This is a genomic window from Bradyrhizobium sp. CCBAU 45394 (assembly GCF_028128655.1).
Taxonomy (GTDB): domain Bacteria; phylum Pseudomonadota; class Alphaproteobacteria; order Rhizobiales; family Xanthobacteraceae; genus Bradyrhizobium; species Bradyrhizobium diazoefficiens.
Map to the genome: position 1 here is coordinate 142,185 of NZ_LBIX01000167.1, position 23,582 is coordinate 165,766.

Genomic DNA, 23,582 nt, shown 5'->3' on the forward strand with positions numbered 1-23,582 from the left:
ATCGATAGATTCCGCGGTATGGGTCCTGGCTTTCGCCAGGACGACGTTGGGGAGAGTTGGTCGCCCTCTCAATACATATCAGCGCGGAAGGGTAGGAGTCGCAACAGCCCGCCTAGCGGCAGGACAATCCCGCGTCGATCGTGGTCCAGAAGCCGCAATGTTCAGGCGCGAGCATTGGCGCGCCGGCGTGGGCTTCGAACAGGAAGATCGCGACGGTGAAGACGATCAGTGCGGAGGAAAAGAGGACGATGCGGTTGCGCATGTGGGATGCGTTTAACCGACATCGTGGTCGAATGATGGCACCGTCCCGTGCTGAAACCGCAGCCATGCGCGATCCGTAGATTCACGGTCGGCCACTATCCGTGCAGGGCGGTGGTCGATGCGGGGCTGTCCGCCTCAAATTGTTCCTCGGGCGGCCCCGCTTGGGAATCCGTAGCCCCCTAGCCCGCATGAGCGCAGCGATATCCGGGCTTCTGGATCTTCATCACCGCGCCAGCCACTCCGCGACGTCCTTCTGCGACTCCGCGCGTGCGACCGCATCGGTGCCGAGATGGCCGTGCTCGGGCGCGGCGGCGTCGCTGCTGCCGCTAGCTGCGTGCAGCGGCGTGTTGGCGCGGTCGAAGTCGTGATAGGCGCCGGGATAGACCACGATGCGCGCGAGCGCGCTGCGGCCATGCGCACCCTCGACCATCTGGCGGCAGGCCGGCGGCGACGACACGTCGTCATTGGCGCCGATCAAAACCAGCGTCGGCACCCGCGCGCTCCAGCCGAGGCCGGCGGAGATGCGGCAATCCGGATAGAACGCGATCGCCGCGCGGAAATCCGGACCTGCGTCGCGCGCCGCGTTCTGCGGGCGCACCGCCCACAGCAGCGTGCTCGCGCCGTTGGCCCAGCCGATCAGGCTGACGCGGTCGCGCGCGACCCAGGCCTGCTTCATCAGCCAGGCGCGCGCGGCCGCGACGTCGGCGACACGCTCGCGCCGCGCCTTGACGTGCGTCTCCTTGACGCGGCATTGCGGCCCGAGCTCGCGCGAGCCGTAGCTGTCGGGCAGCAGCACCGCGTTACCGGCCTTGACCAGCCGCTCCGCCCAGTCGCGATAGCGCGGCAATACGGGATCGGCATGGCCGCCGAGGCCGCCGCAGCCATGCAGCGCGATCACGGTCGGAAACGGCCCGGCGCCCTCAGGCTTGTAAAGCTGGGCATGCAGGATTCCGGAGCCGAGCGGAATCTCGACCTGCTGCGGCGCAGGCGCAGCGCACGCGGCCGACATCAGCAGCATCAGGAACAGGGCGGTCAATCGAAGGCGCATCGGGCTCTGCCGTATCAGGTGCCGGCCGCTTGCGCCGGGACGATCCTTCGCCCGAAGCACTATCATGCGAAAACGGCGGCAAAACATCACAAACCGGTGGGTTTACCGGGCGGACAGGCCGCCCTATCTATGCTACATCCCGTCCAACACATCGTGCCCTCCAGGGTGTTTTACGGAGAGGCCTTCCACGGAGACTTTCGACCGTGCTGAACAAGTTCGGCTCTTCCGGCAATGGCGAAGCGCAGGTGCAATATCTCGACGGCGATTTCCGCGTGATCTCGCCGGGGACCTATGTGCGCTGCGCGATCACCGACACGCGGATCCCGCTCGACGAATTGAAGTACTGGAGCGTGGACCTTCAAGAAGCCTACGCCACGCCGGCCGCGGTGCTGCAGCGGCATTTCCCCGGCGCGCCAAAGCCGCAGCCGTGAGGCCGCGCCTGCGCTGCTATTGCTGCTCAGTGGCATCCCCGCCCACGCAGGTCTTGATGAAGGTCTTCCTGGGCTCGCCGACGACCTTCTGATCGATCGCCTGCTTGAGGCAATCGACCCGCGCCTGCGCCATGCAGAGCTGCATCTGGTCGCGCTTGTCCTGTCCCTTCAGGTTTTGCGTCGTGCCGAGACACGTCACGCGCCTGGTCGCGGGAACCGGCACCGTGCCGGTCGAAGCGGCGGGCGGCGTCGTTTGTGCAAACACGGGCGCAATGATCAGACACACAAGGCTGGCGGCGACAGTCGCGGACGGCAATTTCATCGAATTCTCCCGATCGGTCCCGGACCGATAGGCGTTTTGCGATGAATGTCGCGTGAATGGCGGGCTGCCGCAGGGTGCGGCAAAGCGAAAGCGTGCCCACCATCACTTCGTCGCGGGCGTGTGCTCAGGCTTGGTGAGATTGTGTTACGTTGGGGGCAGGACAGTTTGGGAGCTCGAATGGGACGCCCGAATGCATTCGACGGGATGATGCACGAATTCTGTGCGAACCTAGGTTGGTGTGGCGGCGTCGAGGATCGCACGCCGCTGCACGTTTCCGACTTTATTCCAGACACACGGCCGGTTTCTGCGGATCAATTTGCAAGCTGGCTCATCATGGCCCAAGGTCTCGATCCCGACCGGTTCAGTGCTTCCGAGCGCAGCCAACTGAAGACTGTCTTCGTGAAGCACATGGGAACGGACGTCGTCGATGCGAGCAAGCTTCGCTCCGGGCATCACGGCGTGTAAATTGCGCCGCGCTATTCCAGCCACCGCGGCAGGGGCAGCGCACCTCAACTGCGGGTCTCACAGCCAAAATGATCTCCGTCGTGCCGATCTGCGTTGCATCGAACAGTGCTTGCACTCCTTGGTGAGTCATTTCGCGCTGTGGTTGGATTCTTTGGTGCGACTTGGCGCCCTTAAGTTGTTTGACGAAGTCTTGGTGAAACAGAGGGCTGCTATAGTGCGTGTTAGGTAACTGGCCCTGCTCTTTTTATCGCGCAGACAATCAAGTCAACCAAACGGCCATCGAGCTTTGGAATTGGCGCAGTCTGTGAACGGGCTCATATCGAAGAGCCATCTGGCGGGTTACGATCACCTCGAAAATTTGCGGTGAAATATTTGTAAATCGAAAGTCAAACGATGGGGGGGATCATGCCCACCATACTGGACCTGCTCTATCGTGAATATTGCCGCGCCCGCCTCGCTGAAATGCGGAAACAGCTGCTGATCGCAGCTGAACGCTCTGAAGCTCTCGAAGCGCATTATCATCCTGCGGACCAGGGTGACGATGAGAGGACGGACGCACAACGCAAGACCGGTCGCGGCGTGCCGACTTGAAGCGGCCCCAAGACCGGCGATCTCTCCCGCGTAGCAGTGACCAAGCAATTGGCAGCAGTTTGGGAGCAAGCAATGAATACACCCGAATGCTATACTGTCATGGTGGCCTGCGCCTCGTGCCTGACCATCATCGGAATGATTGCCGTTGGAGCCTGGTGAGGGGGCCTGACCGCCGAGCCGGGAAGCACGCCGTTAGCGGGCCCGCTGCCAAGCACGTTCAGTCGGACCTAGGGCGCCGGACGCAGCACGCGCCGTCCCGCATCGTCCGTCAATGGACACCGCAAGGCCTTCGCCGCGCCTCAGCGTGCAGACCTGCTTCTTGCCGTGAGGAAAGCGTTGCCGCCGCTTGATGCGATTGCGGCGGCATCGCTCGAGATCCGGATATCAGCCTCCGGGCGGAGTATACGAAGAACGCAGCTTCGCCGCGTTCTGGCGGACCTGCTTGATCTCGTCCTGCGTGAACAGCCGGGTCAGTTTCACGTTCTGCAGGGTGCCCGCCGTGACGGTCAGGCCGGAAATCGCCGGAGCCGCACTCGGATCAGGCACATCGAAAATCACCAGCACGCCTGGACCGTCGGCCGCAACGCTGTACATCGAAATCAGCTTGCCGCCGGCCGCTTCGATGAGTTTCCTCGCCGCCTCCTGGCGATTGGTCGTGGGGTTTTCCAAAATGGCGTTGAGAGCGCGTGGTGTGTATTGTCCAGTGAGGCAAAAATGCATGGCATGTTCTCCTCTGAGCTTTTGGCAATGACTCTCGCGGCCGTTCCGAACTTATCGGTACGGTCTCGCATCTGAAATGATGAAGGTACGTTGCCCGCCGTGGGCATAAACGCCGCCGATGATTGCCGGGAGTTCGGCACGTCCCGGTGACGGCTCTCATCGAAGGCTACATCAACTCCCGAAGGTGCGGAAGAGAATTCATCCGCCGCGACATGTCGCCCCGGTGTCGCACGCGATCAACGCCTGCCGAACCGACGCTCGCGCGCCTTGTAGAGATGATCGCTGATCAATTGCCGCAACTTTGCCGGGTCATCGAATTCGAGCTGCACCGCGAACGGCACGACGCCGTCAGGCACGCCCTCGCTGCCGCGCAGGCGCGCGAGATCCTTTTCCGTGGTCACCAGCGTCAGCTGCTCGCGCTGTGCTTCCGCCGCGAGCGCGGCGATCTCCTCGGGCGAGAACATGTGGTGATCGGCGAAGCGACGCGTGCGCGCGACATCGATGCCGCTGGCGCGCAGGGTGCGGAAGAAGCGTTCAGGATCGCCGATGCCGGCGAAAGCGAAAACCCGCTTGCCGAACAGCTGCGCGACCGAGGCTGCATCCGGCTTCAGGCGCGCGCGCAGCTCCGGCTTGTTGCGCTTGGCAAGCTCGGCGGCGACGTCGTTGGCGGCGCGGCCGTCGCCGATCAGCACTAGCGCGTCGGTACGCGCGAGCTGGGCCTTCAGCGGCGCGCGCAGGGGACCGGCCGGAAACACCTTGCCGTTGCCGATGCCGCGCTCGCTGTCGATCACGATCAGCGAGGCATCCTTGAGCAGACGCGGGTTCTGGAAGCCGTCGTCCATCAGGATCACGGTCGCGCCTTGTGATTTGGCGAGCGCGACGCCGTCGAGGCGGTCACGCGCGACGACGACAGGGACGTCGCGCGCCATCATCAGCGGCTCGTCGCCGACATCGGCTGCGATGTGACGCGCGCCGTCGACCATCACCGGGCCCTGCAGGCGCCCGCCATAGCCGCGGCTGAGCACGACAGGCGTCTCACCGAGCTCACGCAGGAGCTTCGTCAGCGCCAGCACGGTCGGCGTCTTGCCGGCGCCGCCGACATGGTAGTTGCCGACGCAGATCACGGGGATGCCGGCGTCGAATCCCTCGAGCGCCATGCGACGCCCCGTGATCGCGCCGTAGAGCGCGCCCAGGGGACGGAGGATTTGGGACTCTGGGGAACGCGGCCGGTACCAGAAGGCCGGCTCACGCATTGGCGGCTCCCATCTCGATCCGCAATTGCAGCAGATACGGCTCGAGCGCGGCCATGGTGCGCTCCAGCGCGCCGCCGAGCTGCTCGACCACGCTGCTGCCTGCGTGCTGTATCTTGTCGCGCACGGCGGGATCGGCCAGGAGCTGGCCGAGCTGCTTGACCAGGATCTCCTGCGTGTCGGCCTGGCGCGCGCCGCCGCTCGCATCGAGCGCTTCGTAGACGTCGGCGAAATTGAAGACGTGCGGACCATGGACGATCGCCGCACCGAGCTTGATCGCTTCGATCGGATTCTGGCCGCCATGGCGGATCAGCGACCCGCCCATGAACACGATCGGCGAGAGCCGGTAGAACAGGCCGAGCTCGCCCATGGTGTCGGCGACATAGACATCGGTCGCGGCCGTCGGCAGCTCCTCGCGCGAGCGCAGCGCCGGCTTCAGGCCCGACGCGGTGATCAGGCCAGCGATCGAGGAGCCGCGATCCGGATGGCGCGGCACGATCACGGTCAGAAGCTGCGGGAAGAAACCGACGAGGCTGCGATGCGCCGCCACCAGCATCTCGTCCTCGCCCGGATGGGTCGAGGCCGCGACGATGATCGGACGCCCGCGCGTCATCGCCATCAGCCGTTCGAGCTTGGCGGGATCGGCCGGCGGCGCCGGCACGTCGAGCTTGAGATTGCCGGTGGTGAGGACGTCGCGGCCGCCGAGCGCGGAGAAGCGTTCGGCGTCAAGCTTGGACTGCGCCAGGCAGATGTCGAACCGCGACAGCAGCGCCGAGATGGTGCCGTACATGCGCTGCCAGCGCGGAAAGGAGCGCGGCGACATCCGCCCGTTGATCAGCACCATCGGCACCCGCCGCGTTGCACCCGCCAGGATCAGGTTCGGCCACAGATCCGATTCGATGAACAGCGCCAGCGACGGCTTCCAGTGGTCGAGGAAGCGCGCGACATAGCGCGGGGAATCATACGGCACGTATTGATGGATGACGTCGGGTGGAAAGCGTTTTGCGACGACGGCGGCCGAGGTGACGGTGCCGGATGTGAGCAGGATGCGCAAATTGAGATCGCGCAGCCGCCCGATCAGCGCCGCCGCGGCCAGAACCTCGCCGACGCTGGCGCCGTGGATCCAGACCAGCGGACCATGCGGCCGCACGTCCCGGGACAGGCCGCGCCGCTCGCCGACACGCGCGGGGTCTTCCTTGCCCTGCTTCAGCCGCCGCTTGATCAGCGCAGGCGCGAGCGGCACCAGGCCGGAAGCCAGGCGCTGGTACATCCGCAGCGTCATCGGCAGCGCTCTGGGCAGCGAATTAGGCATCTTGCGGCCCCGGGCGGCCGAGCTGCGCATAGGCGCGCCGGGTCGCTTCGTTCAACGTCTCCTCCAGCTCCAGCCGCAACGCTTCCATCATGGCGGCGTCGGCGTCCGGCGGAACGTGGATTTCCTTGATGCCGACCAATGCGCCCCGCCCGAACGGCAGGTTGATGGTGGTGCGGTCCCAGTTCTTGAGCCGGATGAAACGGCTGGTCGCCATCGCGAAAGGCATGATCGGCCGCCCCGATTCCCGTGCCAGCATGATGATGCCGAGCCCGGCCACGCGCGCGCGCTTGGGGACATCGGCGGTCAGCGCGACATTACAACCGTCCTGCAGCGTCCGCACCATCTCCTTGAAGGCGCCGACGCCGCCTTTACGGTGGAAGGCACTGCCATGATCCCCGGAACCGCGGATGAGGCCGATGCCGAGCCGCTCCACCGCGATGGCGTTGAACTCGCCGTCGCGGTGCCGGGAGATCAGGACCTTGGCCCGGTAGGAGTCCTTGTTCTTGATGAACGGGGTGAGGAAATGCTGGCCGTGCCAGAAGGCGAAGATCGCCGGGATCTGCGGCTCGACGATGTCATAGACGTCGGGCGGATCGAACGTGAATTTGTTGGTCCGCCAGACCAGACGCAGATATTCGGCCGCCAGGACCCCGACGGCACGCTGAAACCAGCTGCTTCGCAGCGTATTGCGAAGCAGCTTTTTCAACGCGCCTTCGTTTCTTGATTCGGGTCGAGCAGCCGGTGGAGATGGACGATGAAGTAGCGCATCTGCGCATTGTCGACCGTGCTCTGCGCCTTGGCGCGCCAGGCGACGTGGGCGGACGCATAGTTCGGGTAGAGGCCGACGATCTCGACGTCGTCGAGGTTCTTGAAGGTGTTGTGCTCGAGATCGAGCAGTTCGCCTCCGATGACGAGATGGAGCAGTTGTTGCGGGGCACTATCTGGCATGGGTTCTCTTCCTAACGGGCTGCCCGGCAAAGCAGTGTTCGACAAGCACAGCGAAAGCGCTCAGGGCAAGGGACGATTTCGAAAATGCGCGACAATGCTCGCATGACGATCGCGACCCGCTGCCACCAGCACCCCGTGCGCCACTTCCCGGCGGTTATAGAGGATGGGATCTCCGGAGAGGTCGCTCATCCTACCATCCGCTTCCTGCACGATCAAATCGGCCGCCGCAAGATCCCAATCATGGCTGTTGCCGCCCGCAAAAGCCGCATCCAGCGCGCCATGGGCGACCCGGCAGAGCCGGAGCGCGAGCGAGCCGATTCGCGGGTGCAGCTTGATGTCGCCGCCGGCGGTATTGAGACGCTCGACCATCGGCTTGGGGCCGGCCATGCGGGAGAAATCGAGCGTGGACCCGGGCGTCGCCCGCACCGGCTTGTCGTTGAGCAGCGTACCCTGGCCGCGGGCCGCGAAGAAGAACTCGCCGCTGGCCGGCGCGAACACCGCGGCCAGCAGCGGCGCGGCGTCCTCGACCAGCGCCACGCTGACGCACCATTCGTCGTGGCCGCCGAGATAGTTGCGCGTGCCGTCGATCGGATCGACCACCCAGACCAGCCGCCGCGACAGCCGCGTGGAATCGTCGGCGCTCTCCTCCGACAGCCAGCCATAGTCGGGCGTGGCACTGCGCAGGCGCGCTTCGAGCAGGTCGTTGACGGCGATGTCGGCTTCCGACACCGGCGAGGACGCGCCCTTGGTCCATGTCTTCAGCTCGGTGCGGAACATCGACTGCGCGAGCGCGCCCGCTTCCCGTACCGTGTCTTTCAGCAGCGCCGCGTCGCGCGTCAGGATCGTCGCGTCGAGCGAGTTCGCGTCAGCGTCCGCCAAGCGTCAAACCCTCGATACGCACCGTCGGCGCATTGATGCCGTAGCGGAATTCGAGATTGTTGGCGGGCTGCATCGACTTGAAGATCTCGAACAGGTGGCCAGCGATCGTCACCTCGCTGACGGGATAGGTGATCTCGCCGTTCTCGATCCAGAAGCCGGAGGCGCCGCGGCTGTAATCGCCGGTGACGCCGTTGACGCCGGAGCCGATCAGGTCGGTGACGTAGAAACCCTGCTTGATGTCGGCGATCAGCTCGGCCGGCGTCGGTGTGCCGGCTTCGAGATGCAGATTGTACGGCCCGGGCGAGGGCGAGGACGAGACGCCGCGATGGGCGTGGCCGGTGGTGGCAAGGCCGAGCTCCCGCGCGGTGGCGCAGTCGAGCAGCCAGGTCGTCAACACGCCCTCGTCGATCAGCGCGATCTTCTTCACCGCGACGCCCTCGGCATCGAAGGTCTGCGAGCGCAGGCCGCGCTTGCGCAGGGGATCGTCGATGATGCGGATGTTCTTGGCGAACAACTGCTGGCCGAGCTTGTCCTTCAGGAAGCTGGTCTTGCGCGCGATCGAGGCGCCGTTGATGGCGCCGACGACATGGCCGACCAGCGAGCCCGCAACGCGCGGATCGAACACGACCGGCACCTTGCAGGTCTCGACCTTGCGCGGATTGTAGCGCGCCACGGTGCGCTCGCCGGCGGAGCGGCCGACGACCTCCGGCGACAGCAGGTCGGCGCCATGCGGCGCCGAGGTGAAGTCGTAGTCGCGCTCCATGCCGGTGCCCTCGCCTGCTATCGCGGTGGCCGAGATGCCCTGGCTGGAGCGCAGGTAGGAGCCGTGGAAGCCGGTTGAGGTGACGAGCACCATGCCGCCCATGCCGGCGGAGGCCGAGGCGCCGCCGGACTTGGTCACGCCCTTCACCGCGAGCGCCGCGGCCTCGGCTTCGAGCGCGCGGCGCTCGAGCTCCGAGGTCGCCGGAATATTCGGATCGAGCAGATCGAGATCGGGGAAGTCGCGCGCGAGCAGCGCGGGATCGGCGAGGCCGACATATTTGTCGTCGGGTGCGACCTTCGCCATCGCGACCGCGCGTTTGGCGAGCTTGGTCACGGCATCGCCGCTGACGTCGTTGGTCGAGACCACCGCCTGGCGCTGGCCGACCAGCACGCGCAGGCCGACGTCGTCGCCCTCGGACCGCTCGGATTCCTCGACACGGCCGTCGCGCACCTCGACGCCTTGCGAGACGCCGCGCACTGCGACCGCATCGGCCGCATCCGCGCCGGCGCGCCTGGCCGCCTCGACCAACCGCTGTGCGAGATCGGACAGCGCGGACTGATCGAACAGGTCGCGATTGGCTTTGGGCGAAAGCGTCGAGCTTGGTGAAGGGTTCACAAACGAAATCCTGTTGGGGCGGGGTTCGGGACCGGAACCCACAGATGTGCCCTGATAGCGCGGACTTCAAGCATTTTCAGTCCGCTAAAAGCTCAGATTCGCGACTTCGGCGCAACGTCTCGTCAATCATGCGCGCCAAGGTCTTGTCAATCATGAGCCGCGGTGACGCTGGGTTAACCAGCCTTTTTAAGCGGTTTCGGAAGCCGCCGCGCTAAGGTCCTCGCATCGACCGGGAACATAATCCTGGCGGGGAGAACTAAAGCCGTGAGGCGTCAAACAGCAACAAGCGGGATCGCTCCCGCCGGGTCGAGCCGCTCTCTGCGGCTCGACCCTCTTTCCCTTCCGGTCCGCTTCGATGCGCATGATCCGCGCGCCGACGGATACACAAGGCAGATCGAGCTTCATCGCGAACGTGTCGTGCTGCGCCGTGCCGTCCGCGGCATGCGGATGGCGATCAACGTGCGCGTCAGCGACTTCTCCGGCGTCGCGCTGCGCGGCAACGACGCGGCGCAGGCCCTCGTCCTCGTCCATCGCGATCCCTCGCTCTCCGTTCCGCTGCTGGTCGGCGCCGACGGCGACGAGCTCACCGAGGCCTGGGCGGTCTGGAGCGAGATCTTCGCGCTTCCGCAGCTCGACGAAGGCGCGCGCAAGCCCGCACCGCGCCGCCGCCGCGCCAACGCGATCCGCGCCCGCCGTCCGAAATTCCTGATGCGCCGGCGCACCGCCATGGCGCGCGAGCTGTCGGTTCATCACGGCGAGCGCGAGATCATCGCGAGGAACTAAAGGTGCCGTAGGGTGGGCAAAGCGAAAGCGTGCCCGCCTATTTCCATCTCAATCTCGGCAAGATGGCGGGCACGGCGCAAGAGCGCCTTTGCCCACCCCACGCATTTGCGTCACGCCGCGCGCATCACCGCGTCCGCGAGCAATCCCGCAAACAGCAACAAGCCCGCATCCCGGTTCGACTTGAACAGGCGCAGGCAAAGCGCGGGATCGTCGATCCTCAAGCGCACGATCTGCGAGGCCAGATGCGCGGCGAAAGCGGCAAGCCCGAGCCAGGCGGGCCAGCGCACATCGCCTGACGCCAGCGCGACGCCGATCAGCACCACCGCAAGCCCATAGAACAGGATCAGCGCCTGGTGCGTGTGCGCGCCGAACAGGCGCGCGGTGGACTTGATGCCGATCAGCGCGTCGTCCTCGGCATCCTGATGCGCATAGATCGTGTCATAGCCGATCACCCAGGCGATCGATCCGCCATACAGCACGAGCGCGGTGACGTCGATGCGGCCGAAGGTGACGGCAAAACCCATCAAGGCGCCCCAGGAGAAGGCGAGGCCGAGCACGATCTGCGGCCACCAGGTGATGCGCTTCATGAAGGGGTAGATCGCGACGATCAGAAGCGAGGCGATGCCGGTCAGGACCGCGAAGCGATTGAATTGCAGGAGCACCACGAGACCGATCAGGGCCTGCGCGACCATGAAGGCCAGCGCCTGCTTCGTGGTCACCTGCCCCGACGGCAGCGGCCGCGAGCGGGTGCGCTCGACCTTGTCGTCGAGATCGCGGTCGGTGATGTCGTTCCAGGTGCAGCCTGCCCCGCGCATGACGAAGGCGCCGATGAAGAACAGGACGATGGTGAGCGGCAGGCGGCCGGAATCGTGCGCGATGCCGGCGGCGAGCGCCGCCGACCACCAGCATGGCATCAGGAGAAGCCAGGAGCCGATCGGACGATCGAAGCGGGACAATCGCAAATAGGGCCGCGCCCATGGCGGCGCGAGCGTATCGACCCAGTTGCCGGTGGAGTCGGCAACGCGGGCGGATGTGTCGCTCATCGCGTGAGGACGTTGCCGTTGAGCGTGTCGAAGGTGCTGCCGCCCTTCTTGCCGGCATTGGCTTCAGGTGCCGAGCCCGAACCCAGCACCTCGCTCAGCGACGGGCCGGCCGGACCGCGCGGCTGGTTCTGCATCTGCTGCGCGACGTTGCAGACCTTCGTGGTCATGGCCTCGGTGTTCTTGTGGCCGTCCTTCATCTGCGCGCCGACCTGCGGCGGGATTCCGCATTTTGCAGCGTTGGTCTCGACGTACTTGATCATCTTCATTTCAGCCTGGCCGAAATTGCGGATCAGCTTGCACGCCTCGTCCGGCGGCGCGTGGCGGTCGCTCGCGGCCTTAATCGCCTTGCCGCGCTTCTCGGCCTCCTCGCGCAGGGGAATGAAGGCCTTCATGCAGTCCTCACCCGGGGCTTGCGTCGGCGGGGCCGCGCTGAAAGCGCCGGCGCCGCCGACCGGCGCGGCGCCGTTCACCGGAAACGAGGATTGCGGCGCCGTGCCGACGGAGGCTGTCGGCGCCGAGCCGTTCACGGGCGGAAACGCCGAGCTGCTCGCGGCCTGGTTTGGCAGCGGCGCCGGGAAGGCGCTTTGCGCATAGGCGCCAGCGGCCCCCATGGTGATCATGGCGGCGGTGATCGGAACCATCAAATGACGGATCATCAAGGCAGTCTCTCCGGCAGGAGCTTACGGGGTTCGGCGTCTTCCCAATTGAAGCGCAACCAGCGTGTTCGCGTTTTTACGATTCCCGCCGGCCCTTAACAACCCGTCGAATAGGGCAAGAGCGCGGCGCGCCGACGCACCAGTTTGGCAATATTTACCCCCGAAATGGCGGCTTTCGGTTAATAACGGCGGCAAATCGGACCTGAATGATGCCTTCCCACGATTTCCGCGCCCCCCGCCTGTTCGTCGATGCCCCCCTGGCCCAGGATGCCAGGGTCCCGCTCGACCGCGACCAGAGCAATTATCTCGGCAATGTGCTGCGGCTTGCCGCGGGGGCCGAGGTCCTGGCCTTCAACGGCCGCGACGGCGAATGGCAGGCCGCGATCGAAGGCCGCAAACGGCCGGATGGCCTCGTCATCCTCCAGCAGACCCGGCCGCAGGACCGGCTGGCCGACCTCACTTACGTCTTCGCCCCGCTCAAGCACGCCCGGCTCGATTACATGGTCCAGAAGGCCATCGAGATGGGTGCCGCCAGCCTGCAACCGGTCCTGACCCGGTTCACCCAGGCCTCCCGGGTCAACACCGAGCGGATGCGTGCCAACGTGGTCGAGGCCGCCGAGCAATGCGGCATCCTGAGCATCGCGACCGTGGCCGAGCCGGTGCCGCTGGAGCGCTTCCTCAGCCAGCGCGCCGCGGGTCGCCTGCTCATCTTCTGCGATGAGGCGGCGGAGGTCGAAAACCCCGTTCAGAGCCTGCAAGGCGCGCGCGAGGCGGGACAAGGTATCGACGTGCTGATCGGCCCCGAAGGCGGCTTTGCCGAGGAAGAGCGGGCGCTGCTGCTGCGGCAGCCGAAGATCCTGCGGCTCGCCCTGGGCCCCCGGATCATGCGGGCCGACACCGCCGCGGTGGCTGCGCTGGCGCTGGTGCAGACGGTGCTGGGCGATTGGGGCGGCAAGACTCCCTGATGCTGCGCATTGGCCGGCCGTTAAGCGATTGATCCTTTGGAGGTCGAAACCGCTTTCCGGCCATGCTAAGGGCTGCGCCAACTGGCTTGCCTCCACTTGCCTCCCCTTGCCCTGCCCGGTTCCACCGGGACGATGGACCCCTGAGATGACCGCGACTGCCACCTCAAATGCTGCCGGCTCCGCTGCCTGGGCGGATACGCTGCTCTTGTCGTTCGCGCAGGCGGGCTATGTCAGGGCCGAGCCGGCGATCCTGCAACCGGCCGAGCCGTTCCTGGACCTTTCCGGCGAGGACATCCGCAAGAGCCTGTATCTGACCACGGACCTCACCGGCGAGGAGCTCTGCCTGCGCCCGGACCTGACCATACCGGTGGCGCGCGACTACCTCGCCTCCAGCCGCGCCGGCCAACCGGCCGGGTTCAGCTATCTCGGTCCGGTGTTCCGCTACCGCAACGGCCAGGCCAGCGAGTTTCTTCAGGCCGGCATCGAATCGTTCGGCCGCCAGGACCGCGCCGCGGCCGATGCCGAGATGCTGGCGCTGGCGCTGGAGGCGACGGGCGCCTTCGGCGTCCGCGACGTCGAGATCCGCACCGGCGATGTGGCGCTGTTCAACGCGCTGCTCGACGCGCTCAACCTCTATCCGGTCTGGCGGCGCCGCCTGGTCAAGGACTTCAACCGCAAGATCAGCCTGGAGCAGGATCTGGAACGGCTGGCGGCCGCGACGACCGCCACCCGCAGCGAATATGAGGGCGTGCTGGCGGCGCTGGCCGGCTCCGACCGCAAGGCGGCGCTCGCCTTCGTCACCGATTTGATGTCGATCGCCGGCACCACCAATGTCGGCGGCCGCACCACCGCCGAGATCGCCGACCGCTTCCTCGAGCAATCGACGCTGAAGGGCGGCGCGCTGCCCCGCGAGGCGATCGCCGTGCTCAAGCGCTTCCTGTCGATCGCAGGCAATCCCGACGACGCCGTCGCCGAGTTGCGTGCGCTCACCACCGACGCCGGGCTCGACCTCACGGCTGCGATCGATCAGTTCGAGAGCCGGGTCGGCTTCATGGCTGCGCGCGGCATCGACGTGAAGCAGACGCGCTTTTCGACCGCGTTCGGACGCGGGCTCGACTATTACACCGGCTTCGAATTCGAGCTGCATCACCGCGGCAATGGCGCCGAGCCGCTGGTCGCCGGCGGACGCTATGACGGGCTGATGACCCAGCTTGGTTCAGCCGAGCCGATCGCCGCTGTCGGTTTCTCGGTCTGGGTGGACGCGCTGACCCGGATCGGCCGCAAGGTGGGGACCTAAGTCATGAGCGCGCCATTCGTTCTGGCCGTTCCCTCCAAGGGCCGCCTCCAGGAAAACACCGAAGCCTTTTTCGCCCGCGCGGGCCTCAAGCTGTCGAAGGCCGGCGGCGCACGCGACTATCGCGGCACCATCGCAGGGCTAGACAATGTCGAGGTCGCCTATCTGTCGGCGAGTGAGATCGCCGCGCAGCTGTCGCGCGGCTTCGCCCATCTCGGCGTCACCGGCGAGGACCTGGTGCGCGAGAACATCGCGGACGCCGACAAGCGTGTGTCCCTGATCGAAGGCCTCGGCTTCGGCTATGCCGACGTCGTCGTCGCGGTGCCGCAGGCCTGGATCGACGTCCGCACCATGGCCGACCTCGACGACGTCACCACCGGCTTCCGCGAGCAGCATCACATGCGGATGCGGGTCGCGACCAAGTTCGTCAATCTCACCCGCGCGTTCTTCCAGAACCACGGCATCACCGATTACCGCATCGTCGAAAGCGCAGGCGCGACCGAAGGCGCGCCGGCAGCCGGCAGCGCCGAGCTGATCGTCGACATCACGACGACCGGCGCGACCCTCGCCGCCAACGGCTTGCGGGTGCTCGACGACGGCATGATCCTGCGCAGCCAGGCCAATCTGGTCGCCTCCAGGGATGCCGACTGGTCGCCGCAGGCGCGGGAGACCGCGCGCGTCATCCTCGACCACATCGCGGCGCGGGCGCGGGCCAACAAATACCGCGAGGTCCGGACCCGATTCCGGCAGTGCGACGCCGCCCTGCTCGGCGAGGCCCACAGCCGGTTCGGCGTGGAGGCCCCGTTCGGCGGGCCGACCTCGTCGGGCATGCTGACGCTGCACTGCCCGCCGGGGCAGCTCTATGCGCTCGCGAGCTTCCTGCGCGAGCATGGCGCCGAGACCGTCTCGGTGGTTTCGCTCGACTACGTGTTCGACCGGGAGAACCCGCTGTTCGCCAAGCTCGAGGCGTTCCTGCGGCGGTGAGCCTCAGGTCCGTTCAGCGTAGCGACAGCAAACGGCAGCTACCATATGCTGTTGAGATGACCTTGAACGCCTCTGGAACCTTGATCGATGACGCTGGGCTCTGATGTTTCCGGCCTGACGACCACCGCGGCCAACGCCGCCGCGAAGGGACTGTCGATTGTCGTCCCCGTCTACAACGAGGCGGCGGGGCTTGCCGCCCTGCACCAGCGCATCTGCGATCTCGCAAAGACCCTGCGGCAGCGCCATCGCCTCGCTTGCGAGGTGGTCTATGTCGACGACGGCAGCGCGGACGCGACGCTGTCGATCGCGCGCAGCCTGCCGGCCGACGCGATCGACGTCCAGGTGGTCTCGCTGTCGCGCAATTTCGGCAAGGAGGCAGCGCTGATGGCCGGCCTCGACCATGCCCGCCTCGGCGCCGTGATGTTCATGGACGGCGATGGCCAGCATCCGCCGGCTCTCGTCGAGCAGCTTGTGGGACACTGGATCGATGACGGCTACGACGTCGTCTATACCGCCAAGGCGCATCGCGACAACGAAACCTTCCTGCGGCGGCTCGCCGTGCATGGCTTCTACGCCCTGATCAACTGGGGCGCCCGCCAGAAGATTCCGGAAGACGCCGGCGATTTCCGCCTGCTTTCGCCGCGCGCGGTCACGGCGCTTCGGCAACTGCCGGAGCGCAACCGCTTCTTCAAGGGCCTGGCAAGCTGGATCGGCTTCCGCCAGATCCGCGTCGACTACGAACCGTCGCCGCGCGCCCATGGCGTCACCACCTTCAACGCCGCGCGCCTGCTCGGCCTGTCGATCGAGGGCCTGACCTCGTTCTCGGTGGCACCACTGCGTTTCGCCAGCCTGCTCGGCGTCGTGCTCGCCGGCATCGCCTTCCTGTTCGGCCTCTCCATTCTCTGGGAGGTCTTCACCACCGGCAAGCAGGTCCCCGGCTATCCCTCGCTCGTGGTCGGCCTGATGACCATCGGCGGCGTGCAGCTCATCATGATCGGCATCGTCGGCGAATATATCGGCAAGATCCTCTCCGAGCTGAAGGCGCGCCCGATCTACTTCGTCGCCGAGCACAGCGAGAAGCATTTCGAGGCCGACAAGGCCGACGACGCCGCGAAGAGGACGGCGGCCGAATGAGCGCGGCGGCGGCGCCGCGGCGGATCTGGCTCTGCGCCGACGATTACGGCATCAGCCCTGGCGTCAATCGCGCCATCCGAGACCTGATCGAGCGCGGCCGCCTCAACGCCACCTCGGTGATGATGGTCGGCCCCGCGATCGCTCGCGGCGAGATCGAGGCGCTTGAGGCCGCGGCGAAGACGAGCCCGCGCTGCGCGATCGGATTGCACGTGACGCTGTCCGCGCCGTTCCGGCCGCTCACCATGCATTTCCGCCCGCTCGACGGCGACATGTTCATGCCGTTTCCGAAGCTCTTGCGCGCGGGTGTCTTGCGGCGGCTCGACCGCGAATTCTTTCGCAATGAGGTGAAGGCGCAGCTCGTGGCCTTCACGGAGGCTTTCGGCCGCGCGCCAGACTTCGTCGACGGCCATCAGCATGTGCAGCTCTATCCGCAGGTGCGCGACGGCTTTATCGACGCGGTCAGCGAAACCGCGCCGAACGCCTGGGTGCGCCAGGGCGGCCGCGACCTGCCGCTGAAGCAGCGGCTCGCCTCGCCAAAAGCCATGGTGCTCGACATCCTCAGCGCGCAATTCCGCCGCCGCGCCGGCGGCGCCGGCCTCGGTTTCAATCCCGGCTTCGCCGGCGCCTATGACTTCAAGCGCGCGGCCGATTTCGGCGCGCTGATGCGGCAATTCCTGGAAGGCCTCCCCGATGGCGGCCTCGTGATGTGCCATCCCGGCTTCGTCGACGACGTCCTTGCCGCGCTTGATCCGATGACCGACGTGCGCGAACGCGAGCATGCCTATCTTGGGGGCGATGAATTCGTGCGGTTGCTGGCGCAGACCAACGCGACACTGGGGTGAATGGCGGCTAAAGCCGGCCGCGAGGCAGCTTGTCGCATACCGAAATTTAATCCAGCCGGCACTGTTGGGGCCACAATGGAACCCTACATCTCCTGCGCGCTTGGTTTGCGCGAGGGAGATTGATCATGACGCCGCAGGAACGCCAGCTCGTCGACGAGCTTTTTGACCGGCTTTCGAAACTGGAAAATGCACCGCGCGATCCCGACGCGATCGCCGCGATCTCCGACGGCCTGCGCAAGGCGCCCGGCGCCGTCTACGCGCTGGTGCAGACTACCCTGTTGCAGGACGAAGCGCTGAAGCGCGCCCATAACCGCATCCAGGAACTGGAAGCGGCGCAGGCGCCCGAGCCGGCCCAGTCCGGCGGCTTCCTGGATACCATGCGCGACACGCTGTTCGGTGGCGGCCCCTCGCGCGGCTCGGTTCCGAACGTGCCGCCGCGTGACGCACGGCCGGTGTGGAACAGCGGCCAGGCGATGCAACAGGCGCAACCGGGTTACGGCCAGCCGCCTTACGGACAGGCTTACGGCCAAGGCCCAGGACAGGGCCCCGGTCAGGGCTATGGCGCCCCGCCGGTCGGCGGTGGCGGCGGCTCGTTCCTCGGTACGGCCGCGGCGGCCGCGGCCGGCGTCGTCGGCGGCTCGCTGCTGCTCTCCAGCATCCGCGGCATGATGGGCGGATCGCACCAGCAGGCCTTCGGCGACACCAACGCCCTGGGCGACCGCAGCGCGGGTGGAAGTCCCTGGGGCGGCAGCGATCAGTCCGGCGGCTCGCTCGCGCGCGATGCCGGCCTCGACGACATCGGATCGAACCGCGACCGTGGCGGCGATTCCCGCCAAGGCTTTGTCGACCAGGCTTCGAACGACGACCAGAATTACAACGACCAGAACGACAATGACGACAACGTAGACCTGGCCGACGACAGCGATTTCGGCGGCGACGATGGCGGCAGCGATTATGCGTAAGGCCGCTCGATAGCGCGCAAACAAAAACGGCCGCCGATGGGGCGGCCGTTTTCATTTCGGAGCTCGGACCTCACATCACCACGACCCTGGTGCCGACATTGACGCGGCCGTAGAGGTCGATGACATCCTCGTTGCGCATGCGGATGCAGCCGGACGAGACGTTGGTGCCGATGGTCCAGGGCTCGTTGGAGCCATGGATGCGGTAGAGCGTGGAGCCGAGATACATCGCGCGCGCGCCGAGCGGGTTTTCCGGACCGCCTTCCATGTGCCTGGGCAGGTCGGGGCGGCGCGCGATCATCTCCGCCGGCGGGGTCCAGTCCGGCCATTCGCGCTTGGCCGTGATCGCCTTGACGCCGGACCAGGTGAAGCCGGGACGGCCGACGCCGATGCCGTAGCGCATCGCCCGGCCGTTGCCCTCGACGAGATAGAGGAACTTGTTCGGCGTATCGACCACGATCGTGCCGGCACTTTCCTTGCCGCTATAGTCAACGAGTTGTTTCTCGAACTTCGGATCGAATTGACGCTGGCGCGGATCGACCGCCTCCTGCTGGAGACCTGCGCCTTGCTGATATCCACCCTGCATCTGCGGTTCGCCCATCGGCGGCAGGCGGCGCGGATCGTTGTAGCCCGGCTGCTGCTGGTACACCGGCGGCGCGTAGGCCGGACCGCGGCCGGGCCCATCGCCGAACAGGAACTCGATGAAGCCGCCGCCCATGTTCGCATTGGAGGCGACGCGCACCGGCGCCGGCGGCACTTGCGGCTGATAAAGCACCGCGGGCGGATCGTTCGGCACGGTATTGTCGAAGGCGCTGGCGCTGGTTGCGCCGGCAACGAGGGTGCAAGCGCTGCCGAGCAGCGCGACAGACATTTTCTTGAACATCGACGTACTCTGTACTGTTTCGTCTAGATCACATGCGTCGTGCAGAGCTGATGGCTGATCGGCGTCCGCGACGTGGTCAATAAAGAGCAAAAGGCGTTTCGTTTGGTAAACGGAAACGCCGTTTTGATTCACCACGTCGCGAGCGAGAGCCCAATTTGGCGATCAGCGTTTATTTTCGATGAACGCCTCATGCTCATGGTTAATCGCTTCTTCTCGCGTCGTCGCGCGCGGCCGCGCAACAGTTCCGGTCGTGAACCTCGTGTTAAATTGCTTCTGCCTACAAAGACGCGTGAGTGAGGTGGGGGGAGTTTCTGATGGCTATTCACCGCAAACGTTTTCGTGTCGAAGAGGCTATTGTCGGCGAGATGCCCAGCCCCGAAATGATTGAGGAGGCTGCGCCGATGCATAGCGAGATCATGGCGGAGCTGCGCGCGATCCGCGCACAGATGGCGAAGGGCACCGCTGCCCCGCTGTCCGCCAGCGCGGCGATGGCGGCGATCGACGCTTCCACGGCCCATGAGCTTGCCGAGACGCGCACCATGCTCGACACCTACCGGGCGCAGATCGAGCAGTGCGAGAAGCTGAAGGTCGAGCTCGACCTCATCCACGACGCCATCGACCGCACCAAGCGCGAAATCGCGACGCTGCACGGCAAGAGCTTCGACGGCGGCGAGATGGCCAAGGTCAATGGCGAACTCGGCGCGGTCGTCGGCGGCACCGAACAGGCGACCCAGCAGATCCTGGAAGCCGCCGAGTCGATCGACCAGGCGGCCAGCGCGATGTCCAAGGTGCAATCGGCCGACCAGCAGAAGCGGCTCGCCGACGACATCCAGGAACGCGTCATCTCGATCTTCGAGGCCTGCAACTTCCAGGACCTGACCGGCCAGCGCATCAGCAAGGTCATGACCACGATGAAGTTCATCGAGCAGCACATCAACGCGATGATGGAGATCTGGGGCGGCGTCGACGCGATCAAGGCCCATGTGCCGGCGCCGGCCGACACCCGCAGCGAGGACGAAAAACTCCTCAACGGTCCGAAGCTCGCCGGCGACGTCGGCCACGCCTCGCAGGACGACATCGACGCGCTGTTCGACTGAACGGACGCGGCATAGAGAAGAAGCAAAACGCCGGCGCGAGCCGGCGTTTTTGTTTTTGGGATTTATCTCACGCTGTCATTCCGGGGCGGCCCGCAGGACCGAACCCGGAATCTCGAGATTCTCAGGTGCGCAATTGCGCACCATAGTTCGATACTTTCGCATCGCCCCGGAATGACGGGAAGAACATCACGCCCTCGGGGCGCAGCGGACGTAGACCATGTTGCCGTAGCGGGTGGCGGCGTCCTTGTCGATGAAGCGGGTGATCAGGACGCGACCGTCGAAGGACACGATCTCGCGGTCCTGCTCGCCGGGGGTCGGACCGGCCGGCCCGATATAGTTCTTGCCGCTGGGCGAGCCCTTCAGCCGCAATTCCTGCGGTGTCGCCTGGTCGGCCAGATGCATGACCACGCCGCCGGAGGTGCCGGCGCCGATCACGTAAGGATTCTTGCACTGGGACCGCGCGGCGGCCTCGGTGCGGGCGCGGTCGGCCGGGTTCTGGAACGAGGCGAGACCCCAGCGGCCGACGATCTCGTCGGCGCGGATGCTCGCCGGCATTTCCGGGCCGGTACCGGGCTCTGCCTCGGGCGGCGGGGACGAAGACGAGAAGGACGGCAGGCTCATGCCGCCGCCGCAGGCGCCAAGCAGCAACGCCAGGCCAGATGCGGCTGCCAGATTGGCAACCTTGCGCGCGCGAGCTGAACTGATCATGGCATTCCCCCGAACAAGACCATGGCCGCACCCCTCCTGCAGCCAAGCGCAAAACCGCCACCGGAGCAATGACGTCGTTTGATACGCCGGCGCCCCGAACACGTTTCCAATGCCACCATCCTATATCCGCCTCACCAATCGCTTAACCACCTTTGCTTGACAGGATCGCGGCCAAGCCATATTTCCGGGCGCACTATTAGCACTCGGAAAGCCCGATTGCTAAGCGCGCCGTTCGATCCTCGGGACGAGGGTGGACGGAAGCGCCGCCCCACCCACTTCCACTACTTCCGAAGCGAGCCTCCAAAGGGAAACGTCATGGCTAAATCCAAATTTCGTCCGCTGCATGACCGTGTCGTGGTCAAACGTATCGACGCCGAGGAAAAGACCAAGGGCGGCATCATCATTCCGGACACCGCCAAGGAAAAGCCCTCCCAGGGCGAGGTCGTCGCCGTCGGCCCCGGCGGCCGTGACGAGACCGGCAAGCTGATCCCGATCGACCTCAAGGTCGGAGACCGCGTGCTGTTCGGCAAGTGGTCGGGCACCGAGGTCAAGATCGACAACGAAGAGCTCCTGATCATGAAGGAGTCGGACATCATGGGCGTGATGGCCTAAGGCCATCAGCCTGAACGGCCGCTGAATGTCATGCCCGGATCGCATGATCCGGGCATCCATCCTTCCGCCGGGTTCGACCTGCGGATCACGGAATCGATGCGGCCGGCAAAGCGGCAAGACGCAGCACGAAACAAGACACAGCACGAAACACGAGGGATTGCAGAAATGGCTGCCAAAGACGTCAAGTTTTCCGGAGACGCGCGCGAACGCATGCTGCGCGGCGTCGACATTCTCGCCAACGCCGTCAAGGTGACGCTCGGCCCGAAGGGCCGCAACGTCGTCATCGAAAAGAGCTTCGGCGCGCCTCGCATCACCAAGGACGGCGTCACCGTCGCCAAGGAGATCGAGCTCGAGGACAAGTTCGAGAACATGGGCGCCCAGATGGTGCGTGAGGTCGCTTCCAAGACCAACGACCTCGCCGGCGACGGCACCACCACCGCGACCGTGCTGGCCCAGGCCATCGTGCGCGAAGGCGCCAAGGCGGTTGCCGCCGGCATGAACCCGATGGACCTCAAGCGCGGCATCGACATCGCAGTTGCGGCCGTCATCAAGGACATCGAGAAGCGCGCCAAGCCGGTCGCTTCCTCCTCCGAGGTCGCCCAGGTCGGCACCATCTCGGCCAACGGCGATGCCGCCATCGGCAAGATGATCGCGCAGGCGATGCAGAAGGTCGGTAACGAGGGCGTCATCACCGTCGAGGAGAACAAGTCGCTCGACACCGAGGTCGACATCGTCGAGGGCATGAAGTTCGACCGCGGCTATCTCAGCCCCTACTTCGTCACCAACGCCGAGAAGATGACCGCCGAGCTCGAGGACGCCTACATCCTCCTGCACGAGAAGAAGCTCTCGGGCCTCCAGGCCATGCTGCCGGTGCTCGAAGCCGTGGTGCAGTCCGGCAAGCCGCTCGTGATCATCGCCGAGGACGTCGAGGGCGAGGCGCTGGCCACCCTGGTCGTCAACCGCCTGCGCGGCGGCCTCAAGGTCGCCGCCGTCAAGGCGCCGGGCTTCGGTGACCGCCGCAAGGCCATGCTCGAGGATCTCGCGATCCTCACCGGCGGCCAGCTCATCTCCGAAGAGCTCGGCATCAAGCTCGAGAACGTCACGGTGAAGATGCTCGGCCGCGCCAAGAAGGTGGTGATCGACAAGGAGAACACCACGATCGTCAACGGTGCCGGCAAGAAGCCCGACATCGAGGCCCGCGTCGGCCAGATCAAGGCGCAAATCGAGGAGACCACCTCGGACTACGACCGCGAGAAGCTCCAGGAGCGCCTCGCCAAGCTCGCCGGCGGCGTCGCGGTGATCCGCGTCGGCGGCGCGACCGAGATCGAGGTCAAGGAGAAGAAGGACCGCGTCGAGGACGCCCTCAACGCCACCCGTGCCGCGGTGCAGGAAGGCATCGTCCCCGGCGGCGGCGTCGCGCTGCTCCGCGCCAAGAAGGCGGTGGGCCGTCTCACCAACGCCAATGACGACGTCCAGGCCGGCATCAACATCGTGCTGAAGGCGCTGGAAGCCCCGATCCGCCAGATCTCCGAGAACGCGGGCGTGGAAGGCTCGATCGTCGTCGGCAAGATCCTGGAGAACAAGTCCGAGACCTTCGGCTTCGACGCCCAGAACGAGGACTATGTCGACATGGTCGAGAAGGGCATCATCGACCCCGCCAAGGTGGTGCGCACCGCGCTCCAGGACGCCTCCTCCGTGGCCGGCCTGCTGGTGACCACCGAAGCCATGGTCGCCGAGGCGCCGAAGAAGGACGCTCCGCCCGCGATGCCAGCCGGCGGCGGCATGGGCGGCTTCTGAGCCCACCGTTCCCCGACAATGTTGCGAAGGCCGCCTCCGGGCGGCCTTCTTTTTTGCCGACCATGGCTCACGCTTTCCGATTCAACCGACGGCCAAAACCCATTACGGTGGCGCCGATTCTAAAGCGCGATGAGGTCGGAACGAGTCGTCATCACGCTTTAGGTTGTTGTTTGAGCATGATCTTTTCGGTCACACTTTTCCGGATCATGCTCCCTTGCTC

Annotated in this window: 27 protein-coding genes; 13 read left to right on the forward strand and 14 right to left on the reverse strand. The window is 65.9% G+C overall.

Going from position 1 to position 23,582, the window contains the following annotated elements; translation table 11 throughout:
- Positions 1–112: 112 nt before the first annotated feature.
- Both WN73_RS24735 and WN73_RS24740 read right to left on the reverse strand, forming a co-directional pair.
- The gene (locus WN73_RS24735) at positions 113–262 is read right to left on the reverse strand and encodes a hypothetical protein (RefSeq protein WP_165448178.1); all 150 of its coding nucleotides are present in this window, start codon (positions 260–262) and stop codon (positions 113–115) included.
- A 222-nt stretch (positions 263–484) separates the two neighbouring features.
- A complete protein-coding gene (locus WN73_RS24740) occupies positions 485–1,309 on the reverse strand; it encodes a dienelactone hydrolase family protein (protein ID WP_271555249.1) in 825 nt (274 codons plus the stop codon).
- 203 nt (positions 1,310–1,512) lie between these two features.
- Here WN73_RS24740 and WN73_RS24745 point away from each other — a divergent pair, with 203 nt between their 5' ends.
- Positions 1,513–1,740, forward strand: coding sequence for a DUF2093 domain-containing protein (locus tag WN73_RS24745; RefSeq protein ID WP_011090242.1), 228 nt, complete (start codon positions 1,513–1,515; stop codon positions 1,738–1,740).
- Between the two features lie 16 nt (positions 1,741–1,756).
- Here the strand turns inward: WN73_RS24745 and WN73_RS24750 are convergent, their stop codons facing one another.
- Entirely contained in the window at positions 1,757–2,062 is a 306-nt protein-coding gene (locus WN73_RS24750; protein WP_161536737.1) for a hypothetical protein, read from the reverse strand.
- A gap of 177 nt (positions 2,063–2,239) precedes the next feature.
- Here WN73_RS24750 and WN73_RS24755 point away from each other — a divergent pair, with 177 nt between their 5' ends.
- Both WN73_RS24755 and WN73_RS24760 read left to right on the forward strand, forming a co-directional pair.
- Positions 2,240–2,527, forward strand: coding sequence for a hypothetical protein (locus WN73_RS24755; RefSeq protein WP_271555252.1), 288 nt, complete (start codon positions 2,240–2,242; stop codon positions 2,525–2,527).
- Positions 2,528–2,932: 405 nt separating this feature from the next.
- Positions 2,933–3,118 (forward strand): hypothetical protein, encoded by a 186-nt coding sequence (locus tag WN73_RS24760; protein WP_271555254.1) that lies wholly within the window; start codon positions 2,933–2,935, stop codon positions 3,116–3,118.
- Between the two features lie 384 nt (positions 3,119–3,502).
- On the opposite strand, the gene WN73_RS24765 is transcribed toward WN73_RS24760, so the two are convergent.
- The 7 genes from WN73_RS24765 to WN73_RS24795 all read right to left on the reverse strand — a co-directional run bounded on the left by WN73_RS24765 (position 3,503) and on the right by WN73_RS24795 (position 9,605).
- Complete coding sequence (locus tag WN73_RS24765; protein ID WP_011090245.1) at positions 3,503–3,838, reverse strand: GYD domain-containing protein; 336 nt, start codon at positions 3,836–3,838, stop codon at positions 3,503–3,505.
- A gap of 236 nt (positions 3,839–4,074) precedes the next feature.
- The gene (gene lpxK / locus WN73_RS24770) at positions 4,075–5,091 is read right to left on the reverse strand and encodes a tetraacyldisaccharide 4'-kinase (protein WP_271555255.1); all 1,017 of its coding nucleotides are present in this window, start codon (positions 5,089–5,091) and stop codon (positions 4,075–4,077) included.
- Positions 5,084–6,430 carry a 3-deoxy-D-manno-octulosonic acid transferase gene (locus WN73_RS24775; protein WP_271555256.1) on the reverse strand — a complete coding sequence of 449 codons (1,347 nt, stop codon included), beginning with the start codon at positions 6,428–6,430 and terminating at the stop codon, positions 5,084–5,086. Before WN73_RS24775 ends, lpxK begins: the two co-directional genes overlap by 8 nt.
- Complete coding sequence (locus WN73_RS24780; protein WP_028174623.1) at positions 6,393–7,106, reverse strand: lysophospholipid acyltransferase family protein; 714 nt, start codon at positions 7,104–7,106, stop codon at positions 6,393–6,395. The genes WN73_RS24775 and WN73_RS24780 overlap by 38 nt, the downstream gene beginning before the upstream one ends.
- Complete coding sequence (locus tag WN73_RS24785) at positions 7,103–7,348, reverse strand: DUF4170 domain-containing protein (protein ID WP_011090249.1); 246 nt, start codon at positions 7,346–7,348, stop codon at positions 7,103–7,105. Before WN73_RS24785 ends, WN73_RS24780 begins: the two co-directional genes overlap by 4 nt.
- A gap of 60 nt (positions 7,349–7,408) precedes the next feature.
- The gene (locus WN73_RS24790; RefSeq protein WP_028174622.1) at positions 7,409–8,227 is read right to left on the reverse strand and encodes a 3'(2'),5'-bisphosphate nucleotidase CysQ; all 819 of its coding nucleotides are present in this window, start codon (positions 8,225–8,227) and stop codon (positions 7,409–7,411) included.
- Positions 8,214–9,605, reverse strand: coding sequence for a TldD/PmbA family protein (locus tag WN73_RS24795; RefSeq protein WP_271555257.1), 1,392 nt, complete (start codon positions 9,603–9,605; stop codon positions 8,214–8,216). The genes WN73_RS24790 and WN73_RS24795 overlap by 14 nt, the downstream gene beginning before the upstream one ends.
- 264 nt (positions 9,606–9,869) lie before the next feature.
- On the opposite strand from WN73_RS24795, the gene WN73_RS24800 reads away from it, so the two are divergent.
- Positions 9,870–10,388, forward strand: coding sequence for a DUF6101 family protein (locus WN73_RS24800; protein WP_011090252.1), 519 nt, complete (start codon positions 9,870–9,872; stop codon positions 10,386–10,388).
- Between the two features lie 110 nt (positions 10,389–10,498).
- On the opposite strand, the gene ubiA is transcribed toward WN73_RS24800, so the two are convergent.
- On the reverse strand, positions 10,499–11,431 hold the full coding sequence (gene ubiA / locus WN73_RS24805; protein WP_028174620.1) for a 4-hydroxybenzoate octaprenyltransferase: 933 nt from the start codon (positions 11,429–11,431) through the stop codon (positions 10,499–10,501).
- Positions 11,428–12,087, reverse strand: a complete 660-nt coding sequence (locus WN73_RS24810; RefSeq protein ID WP_161536742.1) for a hypothetical protein — start codon at positions 12,085–12,087, stop codon at positions 11,428–11,430. Before WN73_RS24810 ends, ubiA begins: the two co-directional genes overlap by 4 nt.
- Before the next feature lie 209 nt (positions 12,088–12,296).
- Between WN73_RS24810 and WN73_RS24815 the strand changes: the two genes are divergently transcribed.
- From WN73_RS24815 to WN73_RS24840, 6 genes are all read left to right on the forward strand, one after another.
- On the forward strand, positions 12,297–13,052 hold the full coding sequence (locus tag WN73_RS24815; RefSeq protein ID WP_271555283.1) for a 16S rRNA (uracil(1498)-N(3))-methyltransferase: 756 nt from the start codon (positions 12,297–12,299) through the stop codon (positions 13,050–13,052).
- A gap of 145 nt (positions 13,053–13,197) precedes the next feature.
- Entirely contained in the window at positions 13,198–14,349 is a 1,152-nt protein-coding gene (locus WN73_RS24820) for an ATP phosphoribosyltransferase regulatory subunit (RefSeq protein ID WP_271555259.1), read from the forward strand.
- A 3-nt stretch (positions 14,350–14,352) separates the two neighbouring features.
- On the forward strand, positions 14,353–15,330 hold the full coding sequence (hisG, locus tag WN73_RS24825; RefSeq protein ID WP_060910417.1) for an ATP phosphoribosyltransferase: 978 nt from the start codon (positions 14,353–14,355) through the stop codon (positions 15,328–15,330).
- 87 nt (positions 15,331–15,417) lie between these two features.
- The gene (locus tag WN73_RS24830) at positions 15,418–16,464 is read left to right on the forward strand and encodes a glycosyltransferase family 2 protein (protein WP_011090258.1); all 1,047 of its coding nucleotides are present in this window, start codon (positions 15,418–15,420) and stop codon (positions 16,462–16,464) included.
- Positions 16,461–17,306 (forward strand): ChbG/HpnK family deacetylase, encoded by an 846-nt coding sequence (locus WN73_RS24835; protein WP_271555260.1) that lies wholly within the window; start codon positions 16,461–16,463, stop codon positions 17,304–17,306. The genes WN73_RS24830 and WN73_RS24835 overlap by 4 nt, the downstream gene beginning before the upstream one ends.
- 125 nt (positions 17,307–17,431) lie before the next feature.
- Positions 17,432–18,268, forward strand: coding sequence for a DUF2076 domain-containing protein (locus WN73_RS24840; protein WP_060910416.1), 837 nt, complete (start codon positions 17,432–17,434; stop codon positions 18,266–18,268).
- A 70-nt stretch (positions 18,269–18,338) separates the two neighbouring features.
- Here WN73_RS24840 and WN73_RS24845 read toward each other — a convergent pair whose 3' ends face one another.
- A complete protein-coding gene (locus tag WN73_RS24845; protein WP_038967312.1) occupies positions 18,339–19,148 on the reverse strand; it encodes a L,D-transpeptidase family protein in 810 nt (269 codons plus the stop codon).
- Between the two features lie 314 nt (positions 19,149–19,462).
- Between WN73_RS24845 and WN73_RS24850 the strand changes: the two genes are divergently transcribed.
- Entirely contained in the window at positions 19,463–20,245 is a 783-nt protein-coding gene (locus WN73_RS24850; RefSeq protein ID WP_028174613.1) for a protein phosphatase CheZ, read from the forward strand.
- Positions 20,246–20,431: 186 nt separating this feature from the next.
- Here WN73_RS24850 and WN73_RS24855 read toward each other — a convergent pair whose 3' ends face one another.
- Positions 20,432–20,953 (reverse strand): hypothetical protein, encoded by a 522-nt coding sequence (locus tag WN73_RS24855; RefSeq protein WP_161536749.1) that lies wholly within the window; start codon positions 20,951–20,953, stop codon positions 20,432–20,434.
- 315 nt (positions 20,954–21,268) lie between these two features.
- Between WN73_RS24855 and WN73_RS24860 the strand changes: the two genes are divergently transcribed.
- Both WN73_RS24860 and groL read left to right on the forward strand, forming a co-directional pair.
- Entirely contained in the window at positions 21,269–21,565 is a 297-nt protein-coding gene (locus WN73_RS24860; protein ID WP_011090264.1) for a co-chaperone GroES, read from the forward strand.
- 165 nt (positions 21,566–21,730) lie between these two features.
- Positions 21,731–23,362: a chaperonin GroEL gene (gene groL / locus WN73_RS24865; protein WP_011090265.1), complete on the forward strand. Its 1,632-nt coding sequence runs from the start codon at positions 21,731–21,733 to the stop codon at positions 23,360–23,362.
- Positions 23,363–23,582 lie beyond the last annotated feature (220 nt).

Bases quoted from the DNA above. Each gene is read 5' to 3' on its own strand.
- WN73_RS24735 (WP_165448178.1), bottom strand. From the start codon at position 262: ATGCGCAACCGCATCGTCCTCTTTTCCTCCGCACTGATCGTCTTCACC.
- WN73_RS24740 (WP_271555249.1), bottom strand. From the start codon at position 1,309: ATGCGCCTTCGATTGACCGCCCTGTTCCTGATGCTGCTGATGTCGGCC.
- WN73_RS24750 (WP_161536737.1), bottom strand. From the start codon at position 2,062: ATGAAATTGCCGTCCGCGACTGTCGCCGCCAGCCTTGTGTGTCTGATC.
- WN73_RS24755 (WP_271555252.1), top strand. From the start codon at position 2,240: ATGGGACGCCCGAATGCATTCGACGGGATGATGCACGAATTCTGTGCG.
- WN73_RS24760 (WP_271555254.1), top strand. From the start codon at position 2,933: ATGCCCACCATACTGGACCTGCTCTATCGTGAATATTGCCGCGCCCGC.
- WN73_RS24765 (WP_011090245.1), bottom strand. From the start codon at position 3,838: ATGCATTTTTGCCTCACTGGACAATACACACCACGCGCTCTCAACGCC.
- lpxK (WP_271555255.1), bottom strand. From the start codon at position 5,091: ATGCGTGAGCCGGCCTTCTGGTACCGGCCGCGTTCCCCAGAGTCCCAA.
- WN73_RS24775 (WP_271555256.1), bottom strand. From the start codon at position 6,430: ATGCGCAGCTCGGCCGCCCGGGGCCGCAAGATGCCTAATTCGCTGCCC.
- WN73_RS24785 (WP_011090249.1), bottom strand. From the start codon at position 7,348: ATGCCAGATAGTGCCCCGCAACAACTGCTCCATCTCGTCATCGGAGGC.
- ubiA (WP_028174620.1), bottom strand. From the start codon at position 11,431: ATGAGCGACACATCCGCCCGCGTTGCCGACTCCACCGGCAACTGGGTC.
- WN73_RS24810 (WP_161536742.1), bottom strand. From the start codon at position 12,087: ATGATCCGTCATTTGATGGTTCCGATCACCGCCGCCATGATCACCATG.
- WN73_RS24815 (WP_271555283.1), top strand. From the start codon at position 12,297: ATGCCTTCCCACGATTTCCGCGCCCCCCGCCTGTTCGTCGATGCCCCC.
- WN73_RS24820 (WP_271555259.1), top strand. From the start codon at position 13,198: ATGACCGCGACTGCCACCTCAAATGCTGCCGGCTCCGCTGCCTGGGCG.
- hisG (WP_060910417.1), top strand. From the start codon at position 14,353: ATGAGCGCGCCATTCGTTCTGGCCGTTCCCTCCAAGGGCCGCCTCCAG.
- WN73_RS24830 (WP_011090258.1), top strand. From the start codon at position 15,418: ATGACGCTGGGCTCTGATGTTTCCGGCCTGACGACCACCGCGGCCAAC.
- WN73_RS24835 (WP_271555260.1), top strand. From the start codon at position 16,461: ATGAGCGCGGCGGCGGCGCCGCGGCGGATCTGGCTCTGCGCCGACGAT.
- WN73_RS24840 (WP_060910416.1), top strand. From the start codon at position 17,432: ATGACGCCGCAGGAACGCCAGCTCGTCGACGAGCTTTTTGACCGGCTT.
- WN73_RS24845 (WP_038967312.1), bottom strand. From the start codon at position 19,148: ATGTTCAAGAAAATGTCTGTCGCGCTGCTCGGCAGCGCTTGCACCCTC.
- WN73_RS24850 (WP_028174613.1), top strand. From the start codon at position 19,463: ATGGCTATTCACCGCAAACGTTTTCGTGTCGAAGAGGCTATTGTCGGC.
- WN73_RS24855 (WP_161536749.1), bottom strand. From the start codon at position 20,953: ATGATCAGTTCAGCTCGCGCGCGCAAGGTTGCCAATCTGGCAGCCGCA.
- WN73_RS24860 (WP_011090264.1), top strand. From the start codon at position 21,269: ATGGCTAAATCCAAATTTCGTCCGCTGCATGACCGTGTCGTGGTCAAA.
- groL (WP_011090265.1), top strand. From the start codon at position 21,731: ATGGCTGCCAAAGACGTCAAGTTTTCCGGAGACGCGCGCGAACGCATG.